Below are 23,048 nucleotides of genomic sequence, written 5' to 3' on the forward strand. Positions count from 1 at the left end.
CGCGCGGACCCGGCTCCGCATCCCTGGCAGATGCCGGTGGTGAGGCTGTTTGTCCCTGCGGTGCGGCGGTCGAGGCAGAGCAGTGCATCAGGATTCTCCTCCTGATGTGGTGAGGGCTGCGGGGGCGAACTTCCTGCGCCAGGCCAGCGCGACGTACACGAGCCCGATCAGGACGGGTACCTCGATCAGCGGACCGACCACACCGGACAGCGCCTGGCCGGAGGTGACGCCGAAGGTGGCGATGGCAACCGCGATGGCCAGTTCGAAGTTGTTGCCCGCCGCGGTGAACGCGAGGGTGCTCGTGCGGTCGTAGGCGAGGCCGAGGCCCTTGCCGAGGAGGAAGGAGCCGACGAACATGATCGCGAAGTACACCAGCAAGGGGAGGGCGATGCGTACGACGTCCAGGGGTTGCGAGGTGATCGTCTTTCCCTGGAGTGCGAACAGGATGACGATCGTGAACAGCAGCCCGTACAACGCCCAGGGGCCGATCTTCGGCAGGAACTTCGCCTCGTAGGACTGGCGGCCCATCTTCTTCTCACCGATGCGGCGGGTGAGGAACCCGGCCAGGAGTGGGATGCCGAGGAAGACGACGACGTTCAGTGCGATGTGCCACACGGGGACGTCGAGGCCCTGTCCGTCGCCCAGGCCCAGCCACTGCGGCAGCAGGTCCAGGTAGAACCAGCCCAGCACACCGAACATGATGACCTGGAACACGGAGTTCAAGGCGACGAGGACGGCTGCGGCTTCGCGGTCGCCGCAGGCGAGGTCGTTCCAGATGATGACCATGGCGATGCAGCGGGCGAGGCCGACGATGATCAGGCCGGTGCGGTACTCGGGCAGGTCGGGCAGGAAGATCCATGCGAGGGCGAACATGACCGCGGGGCCGGCGACCCAGTTGATGACCAGCGAGGACACCATCAGCTTGCGGTCGCTGGTCACGCGGTCGAGCTTGTCGTAGCGGACCTTGGCCAGCACCGGATACATCATCACGAGCAGGCCGATCGCGATCGGCAGGGAGATGCCGCCGACCTCGATCTTCGCCAGCGCGTCGTTCATGCCCGGGACGAGGCGCCCCAGGCCGAGACCGACGGCCATGGCGATCAGGATCCACACCGCGAGGTAGCGGTCGAGAACGGAGAGTTTCTTGACGATCGAGTCGTCCGCTCCGGCCTCCGGCGAAGTGCCTGAGGTGACGGTGGTGGGCTCGGCGGAGGTCACGGGCAGGCCCTCTTGTTCTCGGAAGCGGTGCGAGCGGACTCGGCGAGCGCCGCGAACTGCTCGGAGAGACCGGCGAGGATCTCGGGGCGCAGCTTGTAGTAGGTGAAGCGGCCACACGGCTCGGTCTCCACCAGTCCGGCCTCGCGCAGAACCTTCATGTGGTTGGACAGGTTGGTCTGCTTCGCGCCGGTCTCCTCGACCAGATGCGTCGTGCAGAGCGTCTCGCGCGCCAGCAGGGTCACGATCTGGAAGCGGAGCGGATCGCCCAGCACCCGGATCAGATCAGGATCGACTGAAGTCAGCATGCACTGATACTTTCACATCATTGCTCGCTGATACCAGCGGGGGCTGAAGTCATTGGCGGTTGGTCCCGCCGTGCGACGAGAGAGAGCGATCATCATGGCCGAATCCTCCGGCAAGCCGTCCGTCCTGTTCGTCTGTGTGCACAACGCCGGCCGCTCCCAGATGGCCGCCGCCTGGCTGGCTCATCTGGCCGGGAACCGCGTCGAGGTCCGCTCCGCCGGCTCGAACCCCGGCGGCGCCGTCAACCCCGCCGCCGTCGAAGCGATGGCCGAGGTCGGCATCGATATCTCGGCCGAGACCCCGAAGATCCTCACCGTCGACGCGGTCCGCGAGTCCGACGTGTGCATCACCATGGGCTGCGGCGACGCCTGCCCCGTCTTCCCCGGCAAGCGCTACCTCGACTGGAAGCTCGACGACCCGGCCGGTCAGGGCGTGGAAGCCGTCCGCCCCATCCGCGACGAGATCAAGGAACTGGTCGAGGGCCTGATCAGGGAAATCGCTCCGGAGGCCATGGCGTGAGCGAGATACGCGACGCCGTCATCATCGGCTCCCGCCCCGTGGCGCGCGTGGCCGCCGCCGAGTTCGGACGCCGAGTCGCCGAGAGCCTTCACCATGTGGCGCACGGCTGCCACCTCGCCCCTGCCGACGCGGACGGCGCCGGGAGAGGCGGTCGTGGTCCGGCGGGTGATGTTGTCCATGTCGCTCAGGCTGAGGGGCGTATCCGCTGGAGGCGAGGATGAAGTTCCGGCGGTCCACGTCGTTCCTTCCCGGCTGGAGGACTGATGCCGCGGTATCGGCGTGGAGTGCTGCGGGCGCGATCTCCGGAAGGTGGATCGCTTCCGGGTCCGGTCCCAACAAAACCCGATCACTGCTCGACGAGGGCTTTGAGTGCGATGTTGAGCTGGAGGACGTTGACACGGGGCTCGCCGACGAAGCCGAGGATGCGGCCGTCGGTGTGCTGGTCGACGAGCTTCTCGACCTGTGCGGTGTCGAGGCGGTTGCGTTCGGCGACGCGGCGGACTTGGAGTTGTGCGTAGTCGGGGGAGATGTCGGGGTCGAGGCCGGAGCCCGAGGAGGTGACGGCGTCGGCCGGTACCTGGGAAGGGGCGACGGGATGGCGGGGGACGGAGTTGTCCTTGACGACGGCGGCCTTGGCGGTGGTGACCCAGTCGATGAGTTCCTTGTTGTCGCCGGAGCGGTTGGTCGCACCGGAGAGGATCAGCTCGTACTGGGTGTTGACGCTGTTGGTGCCGAGGCCGTTGGAGGGGCGGGGCTGGAACCACTTGAGGTCCGGGGCCGGGGGCTCCTGGCCCTTCTTGAGGGGGAGGTCGTAACGCTGGCCGATGAGTTCGGAGCCGACGACCTTGCCGTTCGCCGTGATCTCGGAGCCGTTCGCGCGGCCGGGCATGAGGCCCTGGGCGAGACCGGTGACGGCGAGCGGGTAGATGACGCCGCATACCAAGGTCAGGACGAGCAGGGCGCGCAGCCCAGCCCCGAAGAGCCGTGCGGAGTTCTGCAGAGAGGTGTTCATGGCGGGTCAGCCGATTCCGGGGATGAGGGAGATGATCAGGTCGATGATCTTGATGCCGATGAACGGGGCGACCAGCCCGCCGAGTCCGTAGATCCCCAGGTTGCGCCGGAGTATCGAGTCGGCGCCGCTGGGCCGGTAGCGCACGCCCTTCAGGGCGAGTGGCACCAGTGCGACGATGATCAGCGCGTTGAAGATCACGGCGGAAAGGATCGCGGACCGAGGCGAGGACAAGTCCATGATGTTGAGCTTGTCCAGGCCCGGGTAGACCACGGCGAACATGGCGGGGATGATCGCGAAGTACTTCGCGACGTCGTTGGCGATGGAGAACGTCGTCAGTGCGCCGCGGGTGATGAGGAGCTGTTTGCCGATCTCGACGATCTCGATCAGCTTGGTCGGGTCGGAGTCCAGGTCCACCATGTTCCCGGCCTCCTTGGCAGCCGAGGTCCCGGTGTTCATGGCCACGCCGACGTCGGCCTGGGCGAGTGCCGGGGCGTCGTTCGTGCCGTCGCCGGTCATCGCGACGAGCTTGCCGCCGGCCTGCTCCCGCTCGATGAGGGCCATCTTGTCCTCTGGGGTGGCCTCGGCGAGGAAGTCGTCGACGCCGGCCTCTTCGGCGATGGCCTTCGCGGTCAGCGGGTTGTCGCCGGTGATCATGACCGTACGGATGCCCATCCGGCGCAGCTCGTCGAACCGCTCGCGCATGCCCTCCTTGACAACGTCCTTGAGGTGGACGACACCCAGGACCCGCGCCCCTCGGTCATCGTGAACGGCTATCAGGAGCGGCGTACCGCCGGCCTCGGAGATCGTGTCGGCCAGCCGCCCGGCGTCCTCGGAGACCGCAACGCCCTGGTCACGGACCCAGGTGAGCACCGATCCCGACGCGCCCTTACGAATTCTGCGCGAGGCGCCGTTCTCGGTGAGGTCGACTCCCGACATGCGGGTCCGGGCGGTGAAGGCAACCCACTCGGCACCGGACAGCTCGCCCTGGTGCCGTTCGCGCAGCCCGTATGTCTCCTTTGCCAGGACGACGATCGAACGACCCTCGGGCGTCTCGTCGGCCAGTGAGGAGAGCTGGGCGGCGTCCGCCAGTTCGCCCTCGTTCGTGCCCGGGACCGGAAGGAACTCGGCCGCCTGCCGGTTGCCGAGGGTGATGGTGCCGGTCTTGTCGAGCAGCAGCGTAGACACATCCCCTGCCGCCTCGACGGCACGCCCCGACATGGCAAGCACGTTGCGCTGGACCAGTCGGTCCATACCGGCGATACCGATCGCGGAGAGCAGGGCCCCGATGGTGGTTGGGATCAGGCAGACCAGCAGTGCGGCCAGCACGATCATGGACTGCTCGCTGCCGGCGTAGATCGCGAAGGGCTGCAGGGTGATGACGGCGAGCAGGAACACGATGGTGAGGGATGCCAGGAGGATGTTCAGGGCGATCTCGTTGGGCGTCTTCTGCCGGGCGGCGCCCTCGACCAGGGCGATCATCCGGTCGATGAACGTCTCACCCGGCTTGGTGGTGATCTTGACGACGATCCGGTCGGAGAGCACTTTCGTCCCGCCGGTCACCGCCGAGCGGTCACCGCCCGACTCGCGGATCACGGGTGCGGACTCGCCTGTGATCGCGGACTCGTCGACCGAGGCCACGCCCTCCACGACATCCCCGTCACCGGGGATGACGTCACCGGCCTCGCAGACGACCAGATCGCCGATGCGCAGCTCGGCGCCGGGCACCCGCTCGTCGTTCGTGCCGATGACCCGGCGGGCGACGGTGTCGGTCTTCGCCTTGCGCAGGGTGTCGGCCTGTGCTTTGCCGCGGCCCTCGGCGACCGCCTCCGCCAGATTGCCGAAGATAGTCGTCAGCCACAGCCAGACCGTGATGGCCCAGCCGAACCAGTCGGTCGGATCCAGCGCCGCGAGCACGGTGGTGAGCACCGAACCGACCAGCACCACGAACATCACGGGGGATTTGACCATCACCCGGGGGTCGAGCTTGCGTACCGCGTCGGGGAAGGACGTGAGCAGCTGTGTGGGATCGAACAGGCCCCCGCCGACGCGTCCCGCGCCCTGGTGACCTGTGGGCGCGTCCTGGTGCGGTGCCCGGGAACAGTTGACTGTGGACATCGAGTCCTCTTGCTTCGGACGATTGGTCATGACGCCAGCCCCTCGGCCAGCGGCCCCAGCGCGAGGGCCGGGAAGTAGGTCAGGCCGGTGATGATCAGGATCGTGCCGACGAGCAGCCCGCTGAAGAGCGGCTTGTGCGTACCCAGAGTCCCTGCCGTCGCCGGTACGGGCTTCTGCTCGCCGAGTGAACCGGCCAGGGCGAGGACGAAGGCCATGGGCAGGAACCGGCCCAGCAGCATCGCGAGTCCGATGGTGGTGTTGAACCATTGGGTGTCCGCGTTGAGCCCGCCGAAGGCCGAACCGTTGTTGTTGGCGCCCGAGGTATAGGCGTAAAGGATCTCCGAGAAGCCGTGCGCCCCGGTGTTCGTCATCGAATTGGCAGGAGTGGGCATAGCCATCGCAGCCCCGGTGAAGCACAGCACCAGGGCCGGCGTGATCAGGATGTAACAGGCCGCGAGCTTGATTTCGCGGGTGCCGATCTTCTTGCCCAGGTATTCCGGCGTGCGGCCCACCATCAGACCGGCAATGAACACTGCGATGTTCGCCATGATCAGCATCCCGTAAAGACCTGAACCGGTACCACCGGGAGCGATCTCACCCAATTGCATGCCGAGCATCGTGATGCCGCCGCCGAAGCCCGTGAACGAGGAATGGAACGAGTTCACCGCACCGGTCGATGTCAGTGTGGTGGCGACCGCGAAGATGGACGAGCCGCCGATTCCGAACCGGGTCTCTTTCCCTTCCATCGCCCCGCCGGCAATGTCGAACGCGGGTCCAGGGTGCGCGAATTCGGTCCACATCATCAGCGCGGTGAATCCGAGCCAGATGACCCCCATGGTCGCCAGAATCGCGTAGCCCTGCTTCAGGGAGCCGACCATTCGGCCGAACGTGCGGGTCAGGGCGAACGGGATGACGAGGATCAGGAAGATCTCGAAGAGGTTCGAGAGCCCGTTGGGGTTCTCGAAAGGATGGGCCGAGTTGGCGTTGAAGTACCCGCCACCGTTCGTACCCAGTTCCTTGATCACCTCCTGTGAGGCGACCGCACCCCCGTTCCACTCCTGGGTGCCGCCCATGAACTGGCCGACCTCATGGATGCCGGAGAAGTTCTGGATCGCACCGGTCGCCACCAGTACGAGGGCCCCGATCACGGATATCGGCATCAGGATCCGCACCGTGCCGCGCACCAGATCGGACCAGAAGTTGCCGAGCTCACCCGTGCGGGACCGGGCGAAGCCACGTACCAGGGCCACGGCGACGGCGATACCGACGGCGGCCGAGACGAAGTTCTGCACCGCGAGGCCGCCGGTCTGCACGACGTGGCCCATGGCCTGCTCGCCGTAGTACGACTGCCAGTTCGTGTTGGCGACGAACGAGGCCGCCGTGTTGAACGCCTGGTCGGGGTCGATAGAGGAGAAGCCGAGCGAACCGGGCAGGGAGCCCTGGAGTCGCTGCAGCAGATAGAGGAAAAGGACGCTCGCGGCGGAGAAGGCTAGGACACCACGCAGATACGCGGGCCAGCGCATCTCCGTGTTCGGATCGGCGCCGATTACCTTGTAGATCCACTTCTCCAACCGCAAATGCTTGGGAGAGGAATAGACGCCGGCCATGTAGTCACCGAGCGGGCGGTACGCCAGACCCAGCGCCAAGACGAGCGCGAGTACCTGGAGCACACCAGCGAGGACGGGGCTCATATCGGGCTCAGAACCTCTCTGGATAAAGAAGGGAGAGGACGAGGTAGCCCAGCAGAGCAACGGCCACGACCAGGCCGACGACGTTTTCGGCGGTCATAGCTTGGACACCCCTCTGGCCACAAGAGCCACCAGCGCGAAGACCGCGATCGTGGTGACGACGAAGGCCACGTCGGCCATCGTGTGCTCCTAGGTGAGATTTGGACACTCGGACACCTTGAGCAAAGCCCCAGAACGAGTGCTTGTGCCTTCCGTTGACACATTCCTTACGGCCCTTGGTGCGTCCTTGACGAGACCCTTACGCCGCTGCGCCCGCCTGTGGAAAACCGGCTGCCACTGCCTCGTTCTTTCGCGGGAGCCCGTCGGTCTGCTGACGGGCTCTTCTTCGTCCGTAGTGGCGGTGTTGGGGCGTGTGGGTAGGCCAGTGGCCCGGCTGTCGCGTCGGGTGGGCGCCGAATTCCACGTTTCCGGCGGGGTTTTCCAGGCTCGTCAGGACAGGCGAACGTGCCAACGGCTGGGAGGTGTACGAGGACGATCCCAAGACCGGACGCCGGAGCGCGCACCATCGCCCTCGACTCCGACACGGCCGTGCCGCGCCCCTGGCGCATGCGGCAGGTGCCGGCCTGAAGCAAATCCGGGGGTGCTCGGCCACTCTTCGATCACCATCACGTCGGACACGTACACGAGCCTGCTTCCCGAGGCGGATCTGGCGATTGCCGAGGCTGCGGCCCGGCTCGTGCCGCGAGCGCGCGCCACTGCCGAGGAGGCCCGGCCCGGGGCGGGTTCCGAGCCCGATGAGACCGACGACTCGGTGCCGGATGATGCTGATCCGTGGGGACGGATCGGGGCGAGACTCCCCGTCCGCTCACGCAAACGGCCCCGGACGAGGAGTCCGAGGCCGAACAGAGCGCCCTGGGGGAGAAACCTCAGGTCAGCGCCGTGACGCGTTGTGCCCCCGGCAGGATTCGAACCTGCGACACCCGCTTTAGGAGAGCGGTGCTCTATCCCCTGAGCTACGAAGGCCGGGATCTGTACAAAATGTGTCTGAAACGACGCAACGCACGGAGCCGATTCCTGACATGTTTTGGACAGGTTGGTGATCGACCTGTGAGGGTCTGCTCGCCGACGCCAGTGTAGCGGGTGGCGTGCTCGATGTACGGGGGCCGGGTGCTTGGGCCGGGTGCTGGGGTGGGGTGGCCTGCGGAGGGTGTCGGGAGGGGAGTGCGTTGAGTGCTCGGGTGATCGAGTTGTTCAGCCAGGCGTAGCTCATGGGGATTGTCCTGGTCGAAGCGGGAGTGGATGGACTCGCTGTCCTGGCGGAAGCCTTTCAGGCTGCGGTCGACGGCCGGCGGGGGGTGCTGGGGGGTACCTGGCGGAGATGCTCGGTGCGGTTGAAGCGCTGCTTCTTCGTTTCGGGTCGGCCTGCCTGTCCTCGTCGGTCTCGTCGACGCGGATCCGGAGCTGGTGTGTCTTGGTGGGGCAGGGGATGGCGATGCGGTGGTGGAAGCGGGTGCTGTTCTTTCCGTCACGGCACTCGAGCTCTTCGACGGGTAGAGGCGTGTAGAGCGTCTCGTTGCCGTTGATGAAGCGGCGCTCGCACACTCTGCCCTCGGCGACGTAGAGGGCGAGGATCACGCGGCTGTGAGGGTGTCGGTCAGGCGTACGGCGGTGGTGAGGAACTTGTTGCCGTAGACCTGCTTGCCGCCGCCTTCGATGCAGATGCCGGCGTCTTCGTCCACGCGGCGCCGGCGGATTTGGCCGGTGGTCTTGTCGACCGTCTCGTGTTCGGGTGCCCGGAGGGAGGTCTTGCGGCGTTGGCGTCGCCGTGGAGGATCTGCTGGCGCTCGAGGCGGACGCGGCTGGATCCTTTGCTGGTTTCGCAGAACATGCCGTGCGCCAGGGCCCGCTCAACCTGCAGGTTGCGTCGCTGGCGACGAGGGTGGCGCCGGCCCGGCCGGTGTTCGGCCGGGTAGTCGGTGCGCAAACGGAGGGCGCGGACGCCGCCCGTGCCGGCCGGGGGGCCTGGGTGAGACGGTGCCGGGGCGCGGTCGATCAGTCGCGGAGGCGTTTTTCGACGGCTTCCACGAGGGCGTCGATCACGCCGTCGGGTGAGGGGCTGTAGTGGGGGATGGCCCAGCGGGTGATCTTTGCGTCGATGACGGTGGGCCGGCCGGAGGCGATGGCCGTGCGGAAGGCATCCTCGAACTCGTCGAGCGTCTCCACACGGTAGCCGTCGGCGCCGCACGCGCGCGCGTACGCCGCGAAATCCGGGTTCTGGAACTCGACCAGGGCGCTCTCCCGGTAGGTGGCGAGCTGGAAGAGTTTGATCAGCTTGAACTCCTCGTCGTCGAAGATGACCCAGATGACGGGGATGTCGTTCTCGACGGCGGTCATCAGCTCGAACCCGGCCAGGGAGTAACAGCCGTCGCCGCAGCCGACGACGACGGTCCGTTCCGGGAGCGCGACCTTCAGGCCGATGGCGCCGTTGACGTGCCCGGCCATCGGCCCGAAGGAGCCGACCTTGCGGAAGTTCTGTCCCTCCTCCAGCTCGACGTAGTAGCCGAGCCAGGCCAGATGGGCGCCCGCGTCGGCGAGGAGGACGGCGTGCGGCGGCAGCATCCGGCCGATCGACTGCGCGAGCTGACCGGGGTGGATCTTCCCGGTGAGGTGGGTGATGTGCCGGGCCTCGTAGTCCCGGCCCGTGACGTCGGCCGCCGGCACATCGCCGGGCACCTTCGTCTCCAGCGCGTCGACGAGGGCCTCCACCGCCGGGCGGGCGTCGCTCAGCAACGCGTGGTCGGGCGGGTATGCCTTGTGAAACTCCGTCTCGGAGATGTTCACGTGGATGAGGAGCTTGTCCTTGAACAGCTCCTCGCGGTAGTTGAACGTCGCGTGCTGGTTGAGGGAGTTCCCGATGCACAGCACGATGTCGGCCTCGCGGAAGGCCTTCCAGGCACTGGAGTGGCCGCTGTCCGCGAAGACGCCCACGGCGAGCGGATGTCCCTCGGACACGATGCCCTTGCCGTCCAGCGTGGTGAGCAAGGGGATCTGGAACCGCTCGATCAGTCGCTTGACCTGCGGTCCCGCCCCGCTGCGGATCGCGCCGAAGCCGGCAAGGGCCACGATCCGTTTCCGCTGGGCCAGGGCGTCGGCCAGCACCGACGCGATCTCGTCCACGCGCGCCGGGTCGGGCAGGACCGGGGCGACGTCGAGCCGGATCGGCCGGAAGTTCGTGACCTCGACACCAGGGTGGGTGAGGTCCTCGGGGACGTGGATGTGTACGGGCCCGGGCCGACCCTCGAAGGCGATGTCGACCGCTTCCTCGAGGACGTCGCAGGTGTCGTCAGCGTCGGTGAGCAGGAAGGACTTCTTGGTGGTGGCCGCGAACATCGCCCGGGAGTCCGGCGTGCGGTTCAAGCCCGACGTTTCGTTGAGCGACCCCCATCCCTGCCACTCCCGTGACGCGTACCCGGAGACGGCGAGGACCGGGTAGGAGTCGGACATCGCCACCGCCAGCCCGGAGAACAGGTTGAACGCGCCGGGCCCGGCGGTCGCGAAGCAGAAGCCCAGCCGGTTGGTGTACATGGCGTAGCCGCAGGCCATGAAGGACGCCGCCTGCTCGTGCCGCGCGATAATCGGCCGGATCTGCCGGGAATGCTTCAGCGCCAGCATCAGACCGGCGGCGTTCTCCCCCGCGCCGCCGAACGCGGCCCGCACGCCGACGCCTTCCAGCCCCTTGACGATGGCCTCGTAGACTCTCATCACTTTCTCCCTCATCGCGCGGCCCGTCCGTCCTGGCGGAGCCGGTCCTCGAGCGCCTCCCACATGCCGGGGACGACGCCTTCCGGTGATGTGCTGGAGTGGGGCAGCGCCCGTCGGGTGATCTTGACGTCGATCACGGTCCATCTGTTCGTGGTGAGGGCGGCCCGGAACGCGGCCTCGATCTCGTCGAGCGTCTCCATGTGGTAGCCGTCGGCACCGCAGGCCTTCGCGTACATCGCGAAGTCGGGGTTCTGGAATTCCAGCCCCACCTGCTAGGCGCTTTCTTCGGTGCGTGCTTCCGGGGACCACGTGTGTCGGCTACTCCTTCCAGCGTGCGGCGTGGGCGTGGTGGGCGTCGGTCAGGCCGTTCCGGAAGAACCGCTCGTAGTACTCGGTTTCGACGTGGTGCGTCTGCAGCCAGATGCCGGGCACGTGGATGGCGTCGGTGTGGGCCGGGAAGCGCCCGTGGGTGGCGTGGATGTACACGCAGACGTCGCGTGCGCAATCGATCACCCGCTGGTCGTACGCACCCGCCTCTTCGAGGTAGCGGGGCGCGTACCCGTCCTTGTAGATGCGGCTGAAGACATCGGTGTCCTCGTAGATGCCGCCCTTGCCGAACTTGCTCTGCACCACCGCGTCCACGGCGGCTTCCATCGAGGGGTAGTTGGGCGGGCAGGCGCCTTTGATGAGGTGTTCGCCGGCGGCCCGCAGTCCCACCGGGTGGGCGCGCAGGGTCGCGTACTTCGGCAGCGGCACCTGCCAGCGCAGGAGGTCGGCGGGCTTGAAGCGCGGGGTGACGAAGTCGAAGCCGAGCATGCGGCCGTAGGTACGGGAGAACTTCGGGTCGCCCAGCATGATCTGGGGGTTGATCGACGCGTGGATCCAGGCGCCGAGTCCCATGGCGTCGGCGACCAGCATCATGTTCTGCAGCAGCAGGTCGGCTTCCACCTGGGTGCGCATCGGCCCCAGGGCGCCGAGCGGCAGCTTGAGGTCGGGGTTGAGGAAGCCGTTGCGCACCCACTTGCGCACCCCGGCCGGGCGGTAGAGGTTGCGGTCGTCGACGAACGTGGGCCGGGCTCCGTCGGGCTGGGTCAGCAGGTACATCAGCGCGTTGATGTACTGGTGGGAGAGGTCGACGACCGGAAGGAAGACCGTGGTGCCCGCGAGGTTGGACAGGAAGCGGTTGGAGTCGAGGTAGGCGGGGAAGTCGCGCATGCCCTCGGCCACGTCCAGGCGGCGGTCCAGCACCTTCACCTTCGCCCGGCCGGCCCGTTCGAGCAGTGTGTCGGGGTCGAATCCCGCCCCGGGCGACGGGGGCAGCTTCCTCAGGTAGTACGTCCCGCTGTCGTTGATCATGAAGAAGTGGGTGCCCTGGGCGTTGTCGGGGCTGCCCGCCGTACGCCCCACCATGTTCAGGTTCGGCTTGGCCATGACGGGCTTGTGGTCGCGCGGGTCCTCGAAAGGCCGGTCGGGCATGCTGAGGCCGGAGCATCCGGTGAGGGCGATGAGTACGGCCTCCTCCAGCTCGCCCAGGGGCTGCGGCTCGTGGGGGGATTCATAGCTCATCGACCTGGCCGCGACGGACGCGCCCCTGCTGACCCGGTGGGTGCGCCGCCGGAAGACGCTCTCCCACAGGGGCCGGGCCAGGAGGTCTTCGAGGCCGGTGTGCGTGGCTCGCTGCTGTACCGACATTCCTTCTCCCGGTCAGTCGTGGTCCGCGTCGCCGTGGTTGCGCACGGGCTGGACGGCACGCCACGGCGCGAACGCGCTGGCCGTGCGCGGCAGGAGGCTCGCCAGCTCGGGGCAGTGCCGCTGGATGACGCTCGTCATGCCACTGCGCTCGATCCAGTCCATGCCCAGCGGGGTGTAGACCTCGGGCCTGAAGTCGACGGTGAGGAAGCGGTCGCTCTGCAGGCGGCGGCTGGCCATCAGGATGAAGACGCGGAAGGCGGTGTCGCTGAATCCGAAGCCGGTGGGCGGGTTCTCGGCGAAGAGCCCCACCATGGTGTCGATCTCGTCGACCGAGCGGTACACGTCCTTCAGCCGGGCGGCCGTCTCCGGGTCGGAGGAGAGGTCCTCGAACCGCCGGATGCGCGGCTTGTGCAGGCCTGCCAGGAAGTCGTTGTAGCGCGGGACGCCACGGCGCCGGGTGCGCACCAGGTCGACGACCGACAGGTCGATTACCTCTCCGTCGCGCTCGAACGTCTGCAGGGAGCGGGGGAAGTTGTTCAGGGTGATCGCCCCGGGATGGGCGATGCCCAGGGAGTACAGCGTGTCCGCCAGACCGGTCTTGCGGATGAGCGGCTCCGTGGCGGCGCCCTGGATGTCGTTGAACGTCAGGGTGTCGAGGCGGTGGCCGAACCTGTGGTCGACGATCTCGTAGTCGTCCGGGATGAGCGGGTGCAGCCGGTAGACGGTGGTGAACTCCTCCGTGAGGGAGTACGGCGCACCGTGGTGGTCGGGCAGAGTGCGGGGAATTCCGCCGAGGTCGTGCGCCTCGAACAGCCAGGTGCCCAGTTGGTCGAGCCAGGTCTTGGGCGGGCCCTGCCAGTTGGTCTTCAGAGCGATGTCGATCGCCTTGGTGGCGAGGATCGCCGGCGTCCACTCGACCGTGTGGATCTTGGCGATCAGCGCCGCCACGACGAGGCGTGCCGTGTGGTGGATGCGGTCCTCGTCCATGTGCGGATACTCGTCGCGCAGCGCCCGGCAGACGGCGTTGTGCTCACGGGCGAACAAGGTCGTCATCGCGCTGAGGCCGAGCCACCAGCTGTCGCGGAAGCCGGTGACCGGAAGGCCGTTGCCGAGCGGGAGGTGCCCCTCCTCCAGCCGCAGTTCGGCGCGGCCGTCGGGCTCGCGCAGGGACTTCGCGACCGAGGCGGTGCCGCCGTAGATCTCCGAGCCGTCCCACCAGTGCGAGACGGCACTGGCGAAGGTCGGCGGCTGTCCGCCGCCGGGCTGGTACAGGGCCTCGTTCTCGGCGAAGCGCATCACCTTCTCCGGTGGACCGCTGGGGGTGTTGTGCCAGGTCATGCCGGGAGGCAGGGGCACCTCGACCGACTTCTCGCCGACGGGGTGGCGCTTGTGGTCGACCCAGTCGTGCACCTGGAACTGGATCCACGCGGCCGCCAGGATGTTCAGGGACGTCGCGGCAATGAACCCGTCGCGGTGCAGCAGGTTTTTGCTGACGGTGACCGGGTTGGGCGTGTCGAACAGGTCCGGCCGGTGGACCGGCGGCATGTTGCGGCCGAAGGTGGCGCCGACGGCGCCCATCGCCGGTGCGGAGAGGTCGTTCCAGGAGCCGTCGTAGCTGCGCCGGGTCCGCACGTCCTCGTCGACCGGGACCGGTGCGGGCCGGGCGGCGGGCGGGGCCTCGTGGGGTTCGGTGTCGATGAGGTTGTGACGGCGCAGCATCTGCCGGAACGCCATGAGGTTGAGCAATCCGGGCCCGGTGGGCAGCCGGTGCCACGGGACGACGCGGTTGACGGCGTGGAAGAAGGCTCGCAGCGGGTAGCCGAGCAGGGTGTTGCGCCGCGGTTCGACCGTGACGAAGCGCAGGCCCAGGCGGTGGGCGCTGTTCGCCTCGTACGCCGCCTTGCGTGCCCGGTTGAGGTTGCCCAGGGGGCGGAAGGCGCCGGTGGTGTTCCACGGGTTGAACGCCAGCTGGTCGATGCGTGAGCCGACGGCACGTGCCGCGGCGGTGTCCAGCTCCTGGCGCGGGATCGTCAGGGTGGCCACCGGCACGGCGGGCGCATCCTCTTCCCGCCACTCGACGGCGCCGTCCTCGATGGGCGTGCGTCTGCCGTCCTTGTAGCGCTGTACGCACACGTCGAGGACGATGTCCGCCCGATGCAGCCGACGCGCGAGCTCATGGCGCAGGTAGTCGGGGTCGGTGCGGGACGGATCCGGGGCCTCGGGGGCGCCGGCGGCGGGGCGCAGCTGATAGCGCACCGGTCCGGCATCGCCCCACAGGATCGCGCCACGGCTCCAGTACGTCTCCAGTGCCAGGCTCCGCACCGGACGCCGGGCCCCAGCCGAAACGTTGCGTCGCATACGCGTCGCCGTGGACCAGCCGACGGACAGGGGCAGCTTCACGAAGAACGCGAACGCCTTGCGGAGCCGGGTGTCCGCGCCTGACATGGCCTTCGCGAAAAGGACGAACTCGCGCGCGTCGCGGGCATGCGAGACCGGGAAGTTCGTCATCAGCAGATCGTGGATCTCGTCGGGACCGACTTCGACGCGCAGCGCCGCACCCCGCAGGTCGGGTGCGTGGTCGGGCTGGCGGACACCGCCTGCGTTGGACAGCCGGACCGTGACCGGATAATCGGCTCCGGGCCTGGCGAAACCCGAGCTCAGTTCGGCGGGCAGGTCGTCGTGGAACCTCAGCCGGGCGTTCTCCACGCCGAGGACTGCCTTGGCGTGGAACGTCCGCTGGAGGGCGGCGGAGCCGCTGCGCTTCTTCGCCTTCAGCTGCACGCGCAGCAGGTCGGCGGCGAGCCGCTCGAAGATCAGACGCTCGGCCTCCGGACTGCCGCCGATGTACCGCTCGTACTGCTGGTTTTCGCGCATGTCCGAAACACTCGCGGACACGGGAGGTGCTGTCGCGTGGAGCGGGGCATATGGGGGATGCCGAGCCGGTCAGCTGTCGGAGGTCAGGGAGACCGTGAGATCGGCCTCGAGTCCGGGGCCCCCGACGCTGAACGTCCACTTGGTCGGCTGCGCCTCGTCGTCGGGGGGCGTCCTCTGCACCCCCACGCCGCTGCGAAGATTCCGGGCGTCATCGCCATAGCCCGGACGGATGCGTGACACGGAAGGGGTCATGGCCGGCACGGTGACCGGACACACGGCCATCACGGAGCGAGCGGTCGTCGACTCGATGAGGGAGCTTCCGGGGGGCGAGAGCAAGGCCTGATGGGGCGGGGCTGCGGATTCTTGACGGGGGCGGGGTGCGGGCATAGCGTCGCCGGACAGCTGAGACAGCGCTTGGAGAGGTCGTTCGTGCCGCACACCGACCCCACGCCCGCCCCGTCCTCCGGTCCCGTCGGTGATCAGGCCGCGGCTCGTGCCAGGAGCGAGGAGGCGCTCAGCGCCCCGGGTGCTCCGTTCGCCGTGGTGCGAAGCGAGCAGGGTCCGCTCGTCTACGCGAACGGGCCCCGTACGCTCCACGAGTTCGTGGAGACCACCTGGGCCTTCGGGGATCAGCCGTTCCTGATCTCGGGTGAACGGACGTGTACGTACGCGGAGTTCTTCGCTGCGGCGTCCGCCTTGGCTCGGCGTTTCACCGATACGTACGGGCTGCGCTGCGGTGATCGGGCGGCGGTGGCGATGCGTAATCACCCTGAGTGGCAGATCGCGTTCTGGGCGGCCCAGCTGGCCGGTCTCGTCGCCGTCCCGTTCAACACCTGGTGGACCGAAGGGGAGTTCGCCTACGCCCTCGACGACTGTGAGCCGAAGGTGCTGCTGGTCGACACGGAGCAGCTGCCGAAGGTCGCGGGCTGGGGCCGGAAAGCAGGGGCGCGCTTCGTCGTCTTCCACGGCGAGGGGGAGCTGCCGGCCGGGGTGGCAGCCGAGCGGTACGCGGACCTTCCCGAGCCCGATCCCCTGGCCGCACCCCCCGCCGTGGAGATCCGGCCCGAGGACGACTCCACGATCATCTACACCTCCGGCACCACCGGGCGGCCCAAGGGCGCCGTGGCCACCCACCTCGCGCAGGCGGGCGCGGCCCTCAACCCGCGCTACCAGGCGGCGGTCTCGGCACTGGGCCGTGGAGTCATCCCGGGGCAGGGGCCGCCGCCGGTCACCCTGATGACGTTCCCGTTCTTCCATGTCGCCGCCTTCACCAGCCTGTACGCCGCGATGGCTTCGGGCGGCTCCCTCGTCCTGATGCCCAGGTGGGACGCCGCCGAGGCCCTCCGGCTGATCCGCCGGCACGGAGCCACCCACTACGCGGGCGTTCCGGCAAACGCGCTCCAGCTGCTCGCGGCGGCGGACCGCGCGGGCGACGGTCTGGAGAGCCTGAAGGGGCTGAGCACCGGCGGTGCGGCGGCTCCGCCGGGCCTGGTCGCCCGGCTCACAGCCCGGTACGGGGAGCGGATCGAACCCCGCAACGGTTACGGCCTGACCGAGACCAGCGGCGGGGTGCTGGCCAACTTCGGCGCCGCGTACCGGGCGCACCCGGACTCCGTCGGCACTCCGACGCCGGTCACCGAGGTGAGCATCGCCGGTCCTGCGGGCGAGGCGCTCCCGGAGGGCGAGGCCGGCGAGCTGTGGCTGCGCGGGCAGTCCCTGGTGCGTGGCTACTGGCGCGACGAGGCGGCGACGGCCGAGGCGTTCACCGGAGGGTGGTTCCGTACGGGGGATATCGCCGTCGTCCGGGACGGACGGGTGGCCGTCGTCGACCGGATCAAGGACCTGGTGATCCGGGGCGGCGAGAACGTGTACTGCGTGGAGGTCGAGGCCGCTCTGCACGACCATCCCGACGTCGAGGACGCGGCGGTGCTCGGCGTTCCGCATCCGGTGCTGGGCGAGGAGGTCGCGGCGGTCGTGCGGGTGGGCGAGGGCTCCGGCGTCACGGCGGACGGGCTGCGGGCCCACGTGGGCCGGAGTCTGGCAGGGTTCAAGGTCCCGGCCCATGTGCTGGTCACACGGGAGCCGCTGCCGCGTAACGCCACGGGTAAGGTCCTCAAGCGGGAACTGCGCGACGCTGTGCAGGAGTACGCGCGCGAGAGCGGGGGCCCAGGGCTCACGGCCGGGTGATCCGCGCGGGGAACCGGGTTCACGGCCGGGTGATGCGGACCCGGTAGTTTCCGTAGGGGTCCTTCTCCGTCACTGATATGCGTATGCCGTTGGCCCGGTCGGTGAACGTCTCACCCGGTTCGAACGGGGCGTCGGAGAGCTCGGCGTGGACGTTCGGCCGCCGGGTGCAGCCGCCGCTGTCCTCGGTGCTGTCCTCGACGGAGACCGGGCCCTGGCCGGTGTCCACGTCGGAGCTCACCTTGTAGATGAGGGCGCCGGGCCGGCAGACCGCTTCGTCGTTCCCCTTCGCGGTCCGTACCTCCACGGCGTAGCCGGACTGCGCGCTCATCGGTACGAAGGCCAGTTTCGGGCCGCCCGTCGTGGCCAGCGGTCCGAGGACGTGTTCGCTGGTGCCGGGCATGGCGGCGCAGCTGACCTGATCGTCGTCCAGCCAGCCGAGCTTCCACTTGTGCCAGCCCAGGAGGTCGTTGTTGGCCCCCCAGTCCTCGGACATGATGTCCCAGTGCCCCACGGAGCCGCCGCCCTCCATCGTGTAGAGGTCGGGCAGCCCGAAGACATGGCCGTTCTCGTGGGGCAGGACCCGGTAGCCGTTCTCCGCGTAGGAGCCCGAGCCGTCGTCCTGGCGGCTGTAGACGAAGGACGTGTTGGCGAGCGGGATGCCGTCGGCGGTCGGGGCATCGTCGTTGCCGGAGAAGGTCACCGACAGGACGGTGTCAAGCGCGGAAGGGCCGGCGTTCGGGGTGACCAGCACGTTGATCAGGTCGTACGCCGAGAAGTCGACCTTCGGATCGGCGACAGCCACGAGGTCCTTGACGAACTTGTGGTAGCCCGGTTCGTACGGTGAGCCGCGCTCTATGCCGTACTCCGCGAACGGCAGCGGCATGCGCAGCCAGTCCTTCACCGGCGCTTCGGGTTCGTAGGTGAGCCGGCCGTAGGAGCTGGTGCGGAACCAGTCGGACGTCTGCGGGAAGAATTCCGCGAGCCGGTCCACGGCCGGTTCCGTCGCCCGCGCGTCCGAGAAGTCGATCATGAGGTTGAGGGCTTTGATCCGGCCGGTGGAGCGTGCGTATCCGGGCAGTGTCGGCATGCCCTCCGACATCTGTACGCCCATGGCGGTGGGTATTCGGCACGGCACGAGGCCGGTTCCGCGCGGTGCGGCGACCGGCCCGGCGGCCGCGCGGCCGAGGACGGGGAGGGGGGAGCTGGCCGACGCCATCGTCGAGATGAGCAGGGCCGTCGCTCCGGCGAGCGCGAGGGGGCGGCGGCATTCGCGTATCCGGTGGCGGGGCTGCTGCATGGGGCGGCGCCTTCGGGGTCCGCGGCAGCCGGCCGGCCCTGGCTGCGCTCTGGCGATCAGCCTCATCCCGGTCGTGGGGGACCGCTCGCTGGGTGCGCCGATGGAGGGTTGTTGCCGGAATACGGCATGTGACTCAGGTCACCTTTGGGCGGGAAATAACCGGGGACACTTTCCCCGTTTGAACTTGTGTCCTCGCGAAACGGGGACACGGCCCCCGGTTGCGCCGGAGGGTCGCCGCACACATCGAAGGGAAGGGCCGTGGCTGTGGAATCCGTCGCCCAGCCCGCCTCCTGTGCTGTACGGCGCCACATGCCCCGTCCGCGGGCGGACGCGCTGCGCAACAGGGAGCGGATCGTGACGGCCGCGCGTGAGATGTTCGTCGAGTTCGGGCCGGATGTGCCGCTCGACGAGGTCGCACGACGGGCCGGGGTCGGCAACGCCACGCTCTACCGGAACTTCCCCGACCGGGCTGCCTTGATCCATGAGGTCGTCCTCGCCGTCACCTCACGGACCATCGACCGGGTGGAGGAGGCCGTCGCGGCCGAGTCCGACCCCTTCGCCGCGCTCAGCCGCTTCGTGCACGCGGCGGCCGACGAACGGATCGGCGCCCTGTGCCCGATGCTGTCCGGCGGCTTCGACAACGCCCACCCCGAACTGCTCACCGAGCGCCGCCGCCTCGAAGAGGCCGTCGAGGGGCTCGTGGAGCGTGCCATGACCGCAGGGAGGCTGCGCACCGACATCGCCGTCGGTGACGTGCTCGTCGCCCTCTCCCAGCTCACCCGGCCGCTGCCCGGCGTCGCCTGCCCGGACATCGACCGGTTCACCCACCGCCATCTGCAGCTCTTTCTGGACGGTCTGGAATTCCCGGCTCGCTCCGAACTGCCCGGATCGGCGGCGACCTTGGAGGACCTTCGCGGCGGGCGCTGACGCCCGCGCACAGGAGAACCGACTCTCAGCCCCTCAGCGGCCCACATCAGCCCTATGAAGCCCGGCCGGACCTGACGCGCAGGTCCGGCCCTGGTACCGCTCGCCCTTTTTCGAGTTCGTGCGCGGGTCCGTTCGCGGCCCGTACGCCGACTCCGTAACTCTTCGTGCCCTTAGGTGGCTACTCCCATGTCGAAAACAGCCGGAACCCTTCCGGATCCCAGTCGCTGGAAAGCGCTGGCCTTCATCGCCCTCGCCCAGCTGATGGTCGTGCTCGACGCGACGATCGTGAACATCGCCCTGCCCTCGGCCCAGACCGACCTGGGCATTTCCGAGGGCAACAAGCAGTGGGTCATCACGGCCTACGCTCTCGCCTTCGGCGGACTCCTGCTCTTCGGCGGACGCATCGCCGACCTCTGGGGCCGTAAGCGCACCTTCGTCGTGGGTCTGCTCGGCTTCGCCGCGGCCTCCGCGCTCGGCGGCGCGGCCCAGGGCGAGGCGATGATGTTCGGCTCCCGGGCCCTGCAGGGTGTCTTCGGCGCACTGCTCGCCCCGGCGGCCCTCTCCCTGCTCGCCGTGATGTTCACGGACGCCAAGGAGCGGGCCAAGGCGTTCGGTATATACGGCGCCATCGCCGGTGGTGGTGGCGCGGTCGGCCTGATCCTGGGCGGATTCCTGACCGAGTACCTGAACTGGCGCTGGACCTTCTTCGTCAACATCCCGTTCGCGATCATCGCCGCCGCCGGTGCCTACTTCGTCATCCGTGAGCCGGCCGGCAGCCGTAACCGTTCGCCGCTCGACATCCCCGGCGTCGCCCTGTCCACGCTGGGCCTGGTCGCGCTGGTGTACGGCTTCACCCGCGCCGAGTCTGCCGGCTGGTCGGACTCGCTGACCATCGGCATGTTCGTCGCGGCCGTGGTGCTGCTGGTGGCCTTCGTCGTCACCGAGTCGCGCGTGAAGTCGCCGCTGCTGCCGCTGCGCGTCCTGACCGAACGCAACCGTGGAGGGGTCTACCTCTCGCTCGGACTCGCCGTCATCGGGATGTTCGGGCTCTTCCTCTTCCTGACGTACTACCTGCAGGTGGTCCAGGGCTACTCGCCGGTCAAGACCGGCTTCGCGTTCATGCCGATGATCGTCGGCATGATCACCGGTTCGACACAGATCGGTGCCCGGCTGATGACCCGGGTCCCGCCGAGGCTGCTGATGGGCCCCGGGTTCCTGGTGGCGGCCATCGGCATGCTGCTGCTGACCCAGCTGGACATCAACACCTCCTACTCGGCCGTCATCCTGCCGGGCCAGTTGCTGCTCGGCCTGGGTATGGGTACGGCGTTCATGCCGGCCATGTCGCTCGCCACGCACGGCATCGAACCGCGTGACGCGGGGGTGGCCTCCGCGATGGTGAACACCTCGCAGCAGGTCGGCGGCGCCATCGGTACGGCCCTGCTCAACACCATCGCCGCCGGTGCCACCACCGCGTACATCGCCGATCACGCGGCCGGTGCGAGCGACCCGAAGCTGCTCGAGCTGCAGGCCATGGTCACCGGCTTCTCCAGCGCCATCTGGTGGGCGGTCGGCATCCTGGTCGCCGCCTCGGCGATCGCGGTGGCCATGATCAACACCGGGCGCCCGGGTACGGGTACCGGCGCGGCCGACAGCTCGGGGAGTCTCTCGGACGGAGCCGGGGAAGAGTTCAGGATCCCGGTCGTCGCGCACTGAGCGAGGCGCCGAGCCGCCGGTCTGCCCTGGCTCCGCTCAGCGGAGCCAGGGCAGATCCGCGTCCGTACCCTCCGGCTGCAGGCCCGTGGCGATGACCTGCATGATCTCGCCGAGGCTCTGCACCTGCTGGGGGCTGAGCCGGTCGAACATCGCCTGTCGCACGGCTTCGACATGCCCCGGCGCGGACCGGCTCAGCATCATGTATCCCTCGTCGGTGAGGATCGCGTTCTGGCCGCGTTTGTCCGACGGGCACTCCTCGCGGCGGACCCAGCCGTTCTTCTCCAGTCGTGCCACGGCGTGCGAGAGACGGGAGCGGGTGATCTTGGCGTCCTTGGCGAGCTGGGTCATGCGCTTCTGCCGGCGAGGAGCCTGCGAGAGCTGGACGAGCAGTCCGTAGTAGATGTGCGGCATGCCGGCGTCGCGCTGCAACTGGCGGTCGAGGTGGTCCTCCATGAGCGTGGTGGCGTGGAGATAGGCGCGCCACACGCTCTGCTCTTCGTCGGTGAGCCACCGGGGCCCGCCGGGGGATGTCGTGGTCATGTACTCCACTGTACGACCTTTTCTTGAAAGTTGAACTAGATAGAGCTAAGGTCTCCGGTAGTTTGAACTTGAAGGTTCAAAGACCTGGTCCCGCAAAACCGACCTGCCGAATCCCCGGAGCTCGCGCTGTAGTTCGTTCCCGGTACCTGTAGGGAACACACATACCCTGATCGGCAGAGGAATGGGAGTGTCATGACAGTCACCGCGGAGCGCATGCCCGCTCTCTACCTCTCACACGGCGCCCCGCCGCTCGCCGATGACCCGGTCTGGCCCGGAGAGCTGGCCGCCTGGTCGGCCGGGTTGCCGCGCCCCAAGGCGGTCCTGATGGTCTCCGCGCACTGGGAGGAGGCCCCGCTCGCCCTCGGGGCCACCGAGGCCGTGCCGCTGGTCTACGACTTCTGGGGCTTTCCCGAGCACTACTACCAGGTGCGGTACGCCGCCCCCGGGGCCCCACGGCTCGCCGACGACGTCCGCAAGCTGCTCCGCGGCGCCGGGACGCCGGTCCAGGACATCCCCGACCGCGGCCTCGACCATGGGGCGTACGTGCCGCTCGTCGAGATGTTTCCCGCTGCCGACATCCCCGTTCTCCAGATCTCGATGCCGACGCTCGACCCGCAGAAGCTGATGGCCATCGGGCGCAAGCTCGCACCGTTGCGCGACGAGGGGGTGCTGATCATCGGAAGCGGCTTCTTCACGCACAACCTGGCGGCGCTGCGGCACCCCGGCGGCGGCACCCCCGGCTGGTCCGCGGAGTTCGACGACTGGGGGCGCCGGGCGCTCCAGGCGCAGGACATCGATTCCCTGCTGGACTTCGAGCACGCCTCGCCCGCGGGCAGGCTGGCCCATCCCCGCACCGAGCACTTCGCGCCGCTTTTCGTCACCCTCGGGGCGGCCGAGGGCGAGCTCGATCAGGGGCGCAGCGTCATCGACGGCTTCTGGCTGGGTCTGGCGAAGCGCTCGCTCCAGTTCGGCTGAGCAGCGCCTTCTCGTACCAGCAGGACGCGTCCCGGTACCGGCTGGACTTCCGGCCCACCCCCGTGTGCGTGCAGACGGGCGGAGGGCGAAGGTGCCGTGCAGTCGGACCGAGGCTCGTTCGGCTGCGCGGATCGCGGCGTAGCCGCCATAGGGCGGTATGGGCTGCGGTGGCATGGCCGAGGACATGCGGCGTGTTGTGCAGGGTATGCGGGTCCGAAGCAACCAG

The 23,048-nt window shown here is 68.5% G+C and carries 19 protein-coding genes and 1 tRNA gene; 6 read left to right on the forward strand and 14 right to left on the reverse strand.

The genetic code is table 11. The features are described 5' to 3' along the window. Positions 1–87: 87 nt before the first annotated feature. Entirely contained in the window at positions 88–1,218 is a 1,131-nt protein-coding gene (arsB, locus tag ACWD04_RS11980) for an ACR3 family arsenite efflux transporter (RefSeq protein ID WP_451130764.1), read from the reverse strand. Next, the gene (locus ACWD04_RS11985) at positions 1,215–1,523 is read right to left on the reverse strand and encodes an ArsR/SmtB family transcription factor (protein WP_451130766.1); all 309 of its coding nucleotides are present in this window, start codon (positions 1,521–1,523) and stop codon (positions 1,215–1,217) included. The genes arsB and ACWD04_RS11985 overlap by 4 nt, the downstream gene beginning before the upstream one ends. Positions 1,524–1,617: 94 nt before the next feature. Between ACWD04_RS11985 and ACWD04_RS11990 the strand changes: the two genes are divergently transcribed. Continuing rightward, entirely contained in the window at positions 1,618–2,040 is a 423-nt protein-coding gene (locus ACWD04_RS11990; protein WP_451130768.1) for an arsenate reductase ArsC, read from the forward strand. Further along, complete coding sequence (locus ACWD04_RS11995; RefSeq protein ID WP_451130770.1) at positions 2,037–2,261, forward strand: hypothetical protein; 225 nt, start codon at positions 2,037–2,039, stop codon at positions 2,259–2,261. Before ACWD04_RS11990 ends, ACWD04_RS11995 begins: the two co-directional genes overlap by 4 nt. A 125-nt stretch (positions 2,262–2,386) precedes the next feature. On the opposite strand, the gene ACWD04_RS12000 is transcribed toward ACWD04_RS11995, so the two are convergent. The 10 genes from ACWD04_RS12000 to ACWD04_RS12045 form a co-directional block, all read right to left on the reverse strand. Continuing rightward, positions 2,387–3,052 (reverse strand): potassium-transporting ATPase subunit C, encoded by a 666-nt coding sequence (locus tag ACWD04_RS12000; protein WP_451130772.1) that lies wholly within the window; start codon positions 3,050–3,052, stop codon positions 2,387–2,389. Between the two features lie 6 nt (positions 3,053–3,058). Then, positions 3,059–5,167, reverse strand: a complete 2,109-nt coding sequence (gene kdpB / locus ACWD04_RS12005) for a potassium-transporting ATPase subunit KdpB (protein WP_451131122.1) — start codon at positions 5,165–5,167, stop codon at positions 3,059–3,061. 26 nt (positions 5,168–5,193) lie between these two features. Beyond that, on the reverse strand, positions 5,194–6,858 hold the full coding sequence (kdpA, locus tag ACWD04_RS12010; RefSeq protein WP_451130774.1) for a potassium-transporting ATPase subunit KdpA: 1,665 nt from the start codon (positions 6,856–6,858) through the stop codon (positions 5,194–5,196). 7 nt (positions 6,859–6,865) lie between these two features. Next, a complete protein-coding gene (kdpF, locus tag ACWD04_RS12015) occupies positions 6,866–6,955 on the reverse strand; it encodes a K(+)-transporting ATPase subunit F (RefSeq protein WP_451130776.1) in 90 nt (29 codons plus the stop codon). 850 nt (positions 6,956–7,805) lie between these two features. Further along, positions 7,806–7,878 (reverse strand) — tRNA-Arg (locus ACWD04_RS12020). Positions 7,879–8,907: 1,029 nt separating this feature from the next. Next, positions 8,908–10,617 carry a thiamine pyrophosphate-binding protein gene (locus ACWD04_RS12025; RefSeq protein WP_451130778.1) on the reverse strand — a complete coding sequence of 570 codons (1,710 nt, stop codon included), beginning with the start codon at positions 10,615–10,617 and terminating at the stop codon, positions 8,908–8,910. 11 nt (positions 10,618–10,628) lie between these two features. Continuing rightward, on the reverse strand, positions 10,629–10,886 hold the full coding sequence (locus ACWD04_RS12030; protein WP_451130780.1) for a thiamine pyrophosphate-dependent enzyme: 258 nt from the start codon (positions 10,884–10,886) through the stop codon (positions 10,629–10,631). A 49-nt stretch (positions 10,887–10,935) separates the two neighbouring features. Next, positions 10,936–12,309 carry a hypothetical protein gene (locus ACWD04_RS12035; protein ID WP_451130782.1) on the reverse strand — a complete coding sequence of 458 codons (1,374 nt, stop codon included), beginning with the start codon at positions 12,307–12,309 and terminating at the stop codon, positions 10,936–10,938. Between the two features lie 12 nt (positions 12,310–12,321). Further along, complete coding sequence (locus tag ACWD04_RS12040) at positions 12,322–15,183, reverse strand: peroxidase family protein (protein ID WP_451130784.1); 2,862 nt, start codon at positions 15,181–15,183, stop codon at positions 12,322–12,324. A gap of 69 nt (positions 15,184–15,252) precedes the next feature. Further along, a complete protein-coding gene (locus ACWD04_RS12045; protein WP_451130786.1) occupies positions 15,253–15,435 on the reverse strand; it encodes a hypothetical protein in 183 nt (60 codons plus the stop codon). Between the two features lie 177 nt (positions 15,436–15,612). On the opposite strand from ACWD04_RS12045, the gene ACWD04_RS12050 reads away from it, so the two are divergent. Next, positions 15,613–17,370, forward strand: coding sequence for a class I adenylate-forming enzyme family protein (locus ACWD04_RS12050; RefSeq protein ID WP_451130788.1), 1,758 nt, complete (start codon positions 15,613–15,615; stop codon positions 17,368–17,370). 19 nt (positions 17,371–17,389) lie between these two features. Here ACWD04_RS12050 and ACWD04_RS12055 read toward each other — a convergent pair whose 3' ends face one another. Further along, complete coding sequence (locus ACWD04_RS12055; RefSeq protein ID WP_451130790.1) at positions 17,390–18,667, reverse strand: M6 family metalloprotease domain-containing protein; 1,278 nt, start codon at positions 18,665–18,667, stop codon at positions 17,390–17,392. Positions 18,668–18,976: 309 nt separating this feature from the next. On the opposite strand from ACWD04_RS12055, the gene ACWD04_RS12060 reads away from it, so the two are divergent. Next, the gene (locus ACWD04_RS12060) at positions 18,977–19,594 is read left to right on the forward strand and encodes a TetR/AcrR family transcriptional regulator (RefSeq protein WP_451131124.1); all 618 of its coding nucleotides are present in this window, start codon (positions 18,977–18,979) and stop codon (positions 19,592–19,594) included. 186 nt (positions 19,595–19,780) lie between these two features. Then, positions 19,781–21,307, forward strand: coding sequence for an MFS transporter (locus ACWD04_RS12065; protein ID WP_451130792.1), 1,527 nt, complete (start codon positions 19,781–19,783; stop codon positions 21,305–21,307). A gap of 36 nt (positions 21,308–21,343) precedes the next feature. Here ACWD04_RS12065 and ACWD04_RS12070 read toward each other — a convergent pair whose 3' ends face one another. Then, entirely contained in the window at positions 21,344–21,856 is a 513-nt protein-coding gene (locus ACWD04_RS12070) for a MarR family winged helix-turn-helix transcriptional regulator (RefSeq protein ID WP_451130794.1), read from the reverse strand. Positions 21,857–22,039: 183 nt separating this feature from the next. On the opposite strand from ACWD04_RS12070, the gene ACWD04_RS12075 reads away from it, so the two are divergent. Next, entirely contained in the window at positions 22,040–22,822 is a 783-nt protein-coding gene (locus ACWD04_RS12075; RefSeq protein WP_451130796.1) for a dioxygenase family protein, read from the forward strand. Positions 22,823–23,048 lie beyond the last annotated feature (226 nt).

The organism is Streptomyces sp. NPDC002911 (genome assembly GCF_053591835.1).